Here is a 6,029-nt window from a genome sequence, read left to right as displayed (position 1 = left end):
ACCGTCGCGACCGCGCTGGGCGTGCCGATGGGCGACGCCATCGGGCAGTGGCTGGGCTGGCGCTCGGCCCTGGCCGCGGTCGCCGGATTGTGCGTGCTGGCCGCCGCCGGTGTCGCGGTGTGGGTGCCCGCCCTGCCCGGCAGCGCTTACGTTCCGTTGCGCACCCGGCTGGCGGTACTGCGCAATCCCGCGGTCGCCAAGGTGCTGCCGCTGACCGTGCTCGGCATGACGGCCGCCTACGTCGTCTACGCCTACGCGGTGCCCGCCTTCGGCGCGGTGGGCATCGACGCGTCCGCGACCGCGTGGATGCTGGCGGCCTACGGTGTGGGTGCCATCGCCGGCAGCCTGTTGTCGGGCTATGCCACCGACCGGTGGGGAGCGATCCGGGTGCTGACCGCCTGCTGCACGACCCTGGCCGCCGGACTGGGAGTGCTGGGAGTGCTCGCCGCCTCGCATTGGACCGTCCCGGCGCTGGTGGCGGTGCTCGCGGCGGCGTGGGGCGCGTCCAGTTTCGGTCAGGCCCCGGCGCAGCAGCACCGGCTCATCGCGGCCGCCGCGCAGGAGTCCGGTCTGGTGGTGGCGCTCAACGCCTCGTGCATCTATCTGGGTATCGGCGCGGGATCGCTGCTGGGCGGCGCGATGATCGGACACGGGGTCGCGGCCATGAACGCGCTCGCGGCCGGGCTCGCGGTGGCGGGGCTGGGCGATCTCCGGTTCACCGTGGCCGTGCGCTGAATTGCGGTGCGCTGAGACCTGGTTCACGAAATAGGTTCTTGCTTCGGCTCGTTGGTTCCGGTTAACGTAGTCGAGTTCTGTTCCCGTTGATCGGAGTCATGCCGTTGCTCTTCTGAGATGACCGCCGAGTGGCCCGCAATCGCGCGCCGCATTCGCTCATCTTCGGGAGGCCCGCATGCCATCACCTGTTATTTCTATTTCCGATCTCACCTTCGCGTGGCCGGACGGCACCCCTGTCTTCGACGGTCTCGACGCCCTGCTCGGACCCGGTCACCTCGGCCTGGTCGGCGCGAACGGCGCGGGCAAATCCACCCTGTTCCGGCTGGTCACCGGCGAATTGCGGGCTACGCGCGGTGCGGTGACGGTGCCGGGACGGCTGGGATATCTGCGGCAGGATCTCGGGCTGGCCACCGGGCATCGGGTCGATGAGTTGCTCGGGCTGGCCGATATTCGAAAGGCCCTGCACCGCATCGAATCCGGGACCGGTGACGACGGCGACTTCGAAACCGTCGGCAATTCCTGGGATATCGAAGAGCGTGCGGTGGCATTGCTGGCGCGGCTCGGATTGCACTATGTCGCAGGCGATATCGCCGATCTGGATCGGCGGCTGGATACGTTGTCCGGTGGGGAGACCGTCCTGCTCGGCCTGGTCGCGGAATTGCTGCGGGAACCCGATGTCCTGCTGCTGGACGAACCGACCAACAACCTCGATGCGGTGGCGCGCGAGCGCCTCTACGAGGTCGTCGGCCAGTTCCCCGGCACCGTGCTGACCGTCAGCCACGATCGCGAACTGCTCGAACGCGTCGACGCCATCGCCGAACTGCGGCAGGGCGAGATTCGTTTGTTCGGCGGCAATTTCACCGAGTACGAGCGGATCATCGCCGTCGAGCAGGAGGCCGCCCGCGCGGCGGTCCGTGACGCGCGCAGCGATGTGCGCAAGCAGTCGCGGGAGCTGGTCGAGGCGCGCGTCAAACTGGATCGCAGACAGCGCTACGGGCAGAAGATGTGGGATCAGAAACGCGAACCCAAGATCGTGATGGGCAATCGCAAACGCGAAGCGCAGGTGTCGGCAGGCAAGCTGCGCAACAACCACATCGGCAAGGTCGAGGAGGCCAGGGATCATCTCAGCGAGGTGCAGGACCGAGTGCGCGACGACCGCGAGATCCGCGTCGAGCTGCCCGATACCCGGCTGTATCCGGGGCAGGACGTGCTCGAGCTGGTCGACGAGCGGCTGGCGTGCGGGCCTACGGTGACGTTGAAAGTGACCGGGCCCGAACGCATCGCGCTCACCGGGCGCAACGGCGTCGGGAAAACCACACTGCTGCACCGCATCCAGCAGGACGGGCCGAAGGTCGCGTGGCGGATGCTGCCGCAGCGGCTGGACGTCTTCGACGAATCGCGCACGGTGTTCGAGAATGTCGCGGCCACCGCGCCGCACGCCTCGGCCGAACAGATCCGGGCCCAGCTGGCCCGATTCCTGTTCCGGGGCGGGGACGCCGATGTGCTCGCGGGAGCGCTCTCCGGCGGGGAGCGGTTACGGGCGGCGCTGGCCATGCTCCTGCTGGCCGAGCCCGCGCCGAAACTGCTGCTGCTCGACGAGCCGACCAACAACCTCGATCTGCCCAGCCTCGCGCATCTCACCGAGGCGCTCGCCGCCTTCCAGGGTGCGTTGATCGTGGTCAGTCACGACCCGCGATTCCTCAGCGACATCGGGGTGACACGACGGCTGGAACTGACCGCTGACGGGCTGGTGGAGTCTGCGGTGCAACAGTGAGCTGACCGGGTACAGTTCAACGCTCCAAGGCTGTTCGGCCTGGCGGCGTCGGCTGTCCCGGTCGGTATCCGTTTCCAGGACTAAAGTGGATGATCTGGGTGGTTGAACGGTCCGATATGGTTTTCCGATCGAGACCGCGAGCGGAGGTGGCATGACACAGAATTTGGAGAAGGCGAACTCGGGGCAATCGCCCGAAGCCGGGTCCGCCACTCCGGCGTCCAATGGACAGGCCGCCGCTCGCAATTCCACCGCCGTTCCCACCTCCGCCTCCCGTCGCGTCCGCGCGCGGCTGGCGCGCCGCATGACCGGGCAGCGCGGCATCGCCGCCGTCAAACCGGTGCTCGAGCCGCTGGCCACCGTGCACCGCGAGCTGTACCCGAAGGCGAATCTCGCTCTGCTGCAACGGGCTTTCGACGTCGCCGACGAGAAGCACGCGCACCAGTTCCGCAAGTCCGGCGACCCGTACATCACGCACCCGCTGGCCGTCGCCAACATCCTGGCCGAGTTGGGCATGGACACCACCACGCTGGTGGCCGCGCTGCTGCACGACACCGTCGAGGACACCGGGTACTCGCTCGACGAGCTGACCGCCGAATTCGGCACCGAGGTCGCGCACCTGGTCGACGGCGTCACCAAGCTCGACAAGGTCAACCTGGGCGCCGCGGCCGAGGCCGAGACCATCCGCAAGATGATCATCGCCATGGCGCGCGACCCGCGCGTGCTGGTGATCAAGGTGGCCGACCGGCTGCACAACATGCGGACCATGCGGTTCCTGCCGCCGGAGAAGCAGGCCAAGAAGGCGCGCGAAACCCTCGAGGTGATCGCGCCGCTGGCCCACCGCCTCGGCATGGCGACCGTCAAATGGGAGCTCGAGGACCTCGCGTTCGCGATCCTGCACCCCAAGAAGTACGACGAGATCGTGCGCCTGGTCGCCGACCGCGCGCCCTCGCGCGACACGTACCTGGCCAAGGTGCGCGCCGAGATCGTGAACACGTTGGCCGCCAGCCGAATCGACGCGGTCGTGGAGGGTCGTCCGAAGCATTACTGGTCGATCTATCAGAAGATGATCGTCAAGGGTAAGGACTTCGACGACATCCACGACCTGGTCGGTATCCGCATCCTCTGCAACGAGGTGCGCGACTGCTACGCGGCGGTCGGTGTCGTGCACTCGCTGTGGCAGCCGATGGCCGGGCGGTTCAAGGACTACATCGCCCAGCCGCGCTACGGCGTCTACCAGTCGCTGCACACCACCGTCGTCGGCCCGGACGGTAAGCCCCTGGAAGTGCAGATCCGCACCCAGGATATGCACCGGACCGCGGAGTTCGGCATCGCCGCGCACTGGCGGTACAAGGAGACCAAGGGCAAGCACTCCACCGACTCCACCGAAGTCGACGACATGGCGTGGATGCGGCAGCTGCTCGACTGGCAGCGGGAGGCCGCCGACCCGGCGGAATTCCTGGAGTCGCTGCGCTTCGACCTGAAGTCGCCGGAGATCTTCGTGTTCACGCCCAAGGGCGATGTGATCACGCTGCCGCAGAAGTCGACCCCGGTGGACTTCGCCTACGCCGTGCACACCGAGGTCGGGCATCGCTGCATCGGCGCGCGCGTCAACGGGCGGCTCGTCGCGCTGGAACGGCAGTTGGAGAACGGTGAGGTCGTCGAGATCTTCACCTCCAAGGCGCAGAACGCCGGGCCCTCGCGGGACTGGCAGAACTTCGTGGTGTCCCCGCGCGCCAAGGCCAAGATCCGGCAGTGGTTCGCCAAGGAACGCCGCGAGGAAGCCCTCGAGGCCGGTAAGGACGCGATCAGCAAGGAGGTCCGGCGTTCGGGCCTACCGTTGCAGCGTCTGATGAGCGTCGACGCCATGAGCGCGCTGGCGCACGAACTGCACTACACCGACATCTCCGCGCTGTACGCGGCCGTCGGTGAGAACCAGGTGTCCGCGCATCACGTGGTGCAGCGGCTCATGGCGCAGCTCGGCGGCGTCAGCGACGTCGAGAACGAATTGGCCGAGCGGTCAACCCCTTCCACGGTCCCGTCGCGGCAGCGCACGACCGGCGATGCGGGCGTGGAGATCCCGGGCGCGCCCGGCACCGTCTCCAAACTGGCCAAGTGCTGCACCCCGGTGCCCGGCGACGAGATCATGGGCTTCGTGACCCGCGGCGGCGCGGTCAGCGTGCACCGTACCGACTGCACCAACGCGGATTCGCTGCGCGCGGAACCCGAACGCATCATCGAGGTGAAGTGGGCCCCGTCCCCGTCGTCGGTCTTCCTGGTCGCCATCCAGATCGAGGCCCTCGACCGGACCCGGTTGCTCTCGGATGTCACCAAGGTGCTCGCCGACGAGAAGGTCAACATCCTCTCCGCGGCGGTCACCACCTCCGGTGATCGAGTCGCCATCTCCAAGTTCACCTTCGAGATGGGCGACCCCAAGCACCTCGGTCACCTGCTCAACGTGGTCCGGAACGTGGAAGGCGTCTACGACGTCTACCGGGTGACCTCGGCCGCGTAGAGCGTGAGCCCGGTCCGCTCGGCACGACTCACGAGAGTCGTTGTGCGCGTGCGGGTCACGAATCCGAGATAGCACCGGTGCTGGACGTCGTCGAGGATGGCGAACGGCACCAGGTGGTCGCGACCGCTGTGGCGTGCGACCCCGCGCAGCACCGACGGCAGGACGTCGTCGAACTGCGTGGGGTCGACACCCGTGAGATCGAGGTCGACAAGCACCCGCGCGCCGTCGGTGGGCGCGAGCAGGACGTCGAGCAGGGCCGCGCGGGCCTCGCCACGGTCGTCCGTCGACGTCACGGCGAGGCGCGCCGCAATGGGCAACTCCGTTCGATCGGGGGCGATCAACACGGCGATGGTCACCAGGTCGTCCCGGAAGTACGCGAGTTCCCGGTCCATCTCGGTCTGGAGTTTCCGTTCCGTGTCGGCGCGTGACGCACCGTCCGGCTGCCAGGGTGTGTTGCGGGCCGGACGCAGGTCGATCGCGATGGCCACGGCGGCCACGATCCAGCCCACCACGCAGAACGCGAATTGTGTCGGGTGCGCCGCGAATCCGTCATTGTCGACGTCGTGCCACCAGGCCACGGTCATGACCACGACCACGAAACCAACTACCGTCACCAACTACCGCGCACCTCCGCCGATCCGGGTAGCCACCCTAACCGGTGGGCCGCACCAGACGTCTACTCCGTGCGCAGCAAAGGCTGTGTCGAGCAGCGGAAGGCACCGCCGAAGATGCGGGAGACGGCGAAGTCGATGTATTCGACGGTGATGCCGCGCTCTTGCAGTTGCTTGCCGACGCGCTCGAATTCCGGGTCGGTGATATAGGTTTCGGCGTCGATGGGCAGCCCGTTGGTGGCCATGGCGGCCGCCTCGTCCTCGCTGACCTCGATGCGGTCCCAGTCGCGCAGGCGCGGGGGCAGACCGTCGGGCAGGCGGTCGGGGCAGGCGATGAGCAGGCCGTCGCGGACCAGGCTCAGGGCGCAGTCCAGGTGCAGGACGTGGCGGGGGAGCC

Annotated in this window: 4 protein-coding genes and 1 pseudogene; 3 read left to right on the top strand and 2 right to left on the bottom strand. The window is 67.9% G+C overall.

Annotated elements, in window-relative coordinates:
- The 3 genes from ACWELQ_RS35485 to ACWELQ_RS35475 all read left to right on the top strand — a co-directional run.
- A partial coding sequence (locus ACWELQ_RS35485; RefSeq protein ID WP_452401387.1) for an MFS transporter occupies nucleotides 1-735 on the top strand: 735 nt, incomplete at its 5' end.
- A gap of 175 nt (nucleotides 736-910) precedes the next feature.
- Nucleotides 911-2,509 (top strand): ABC-F family ATP-binding cassette domain-containing protein, encoded by a 1,599-nt coding sequence (locus tag ACWELQ_RS35480; protein WP_452401386.1) that lies wholly within the window; start codon nucleotides 911-913, stop codon nucleotides 2,507-2,509.
- A 151-nt stretch (nucleotides 2,510-2,660) separates the two neighbouring features.
- Nucleotides 2,661-5,021 carry a RelA/SpoT family protein gene (locus ACWELQ_RS35475; protein WP_452401385.1) on the top strand — a complete coding sequence of 787 codons (2,361 nt, stop codon included), beginning with the start codon at nucleotides 2,661-2,663 and terminating at the stop codon, nucleotides 5,019-5,021.
- Here ACWELQ_RS35475 and ACWELQ_RS35470 read toward each other — a convergent pair.
- Both ACWELQ_RS35470 and ACWELQ_RS35465 read right to left on the bottom strand, forming a co-directional pair.
- Entirely contained in the window at nucleotides 4,997-5,635 is a 639-nt protein-coding gene (locus tag ACWELQ_RS35470; protein WP_452401384.1) for a hypothetical protein, read from the bottom strand. The genes ACWELQ_RS35475 and ACWELQ_RS35470 overlap by 25 nt on opposite strands.
- Nucleotides 5,636-5,697: 62 nt before the next feature.
- Nucleotides 5,698-6,029 (bottom strand): annotated as a pseudogene (locus ACWELQ_RS35465) (amidinotransferase); the annotation flags it as partial.

The organism is Nocardia sp. NPDC004722, from assembly GCF_053601505.1.
This window is presented reverse-complemented; position numbering and strand designations above follow the sequence as displayed.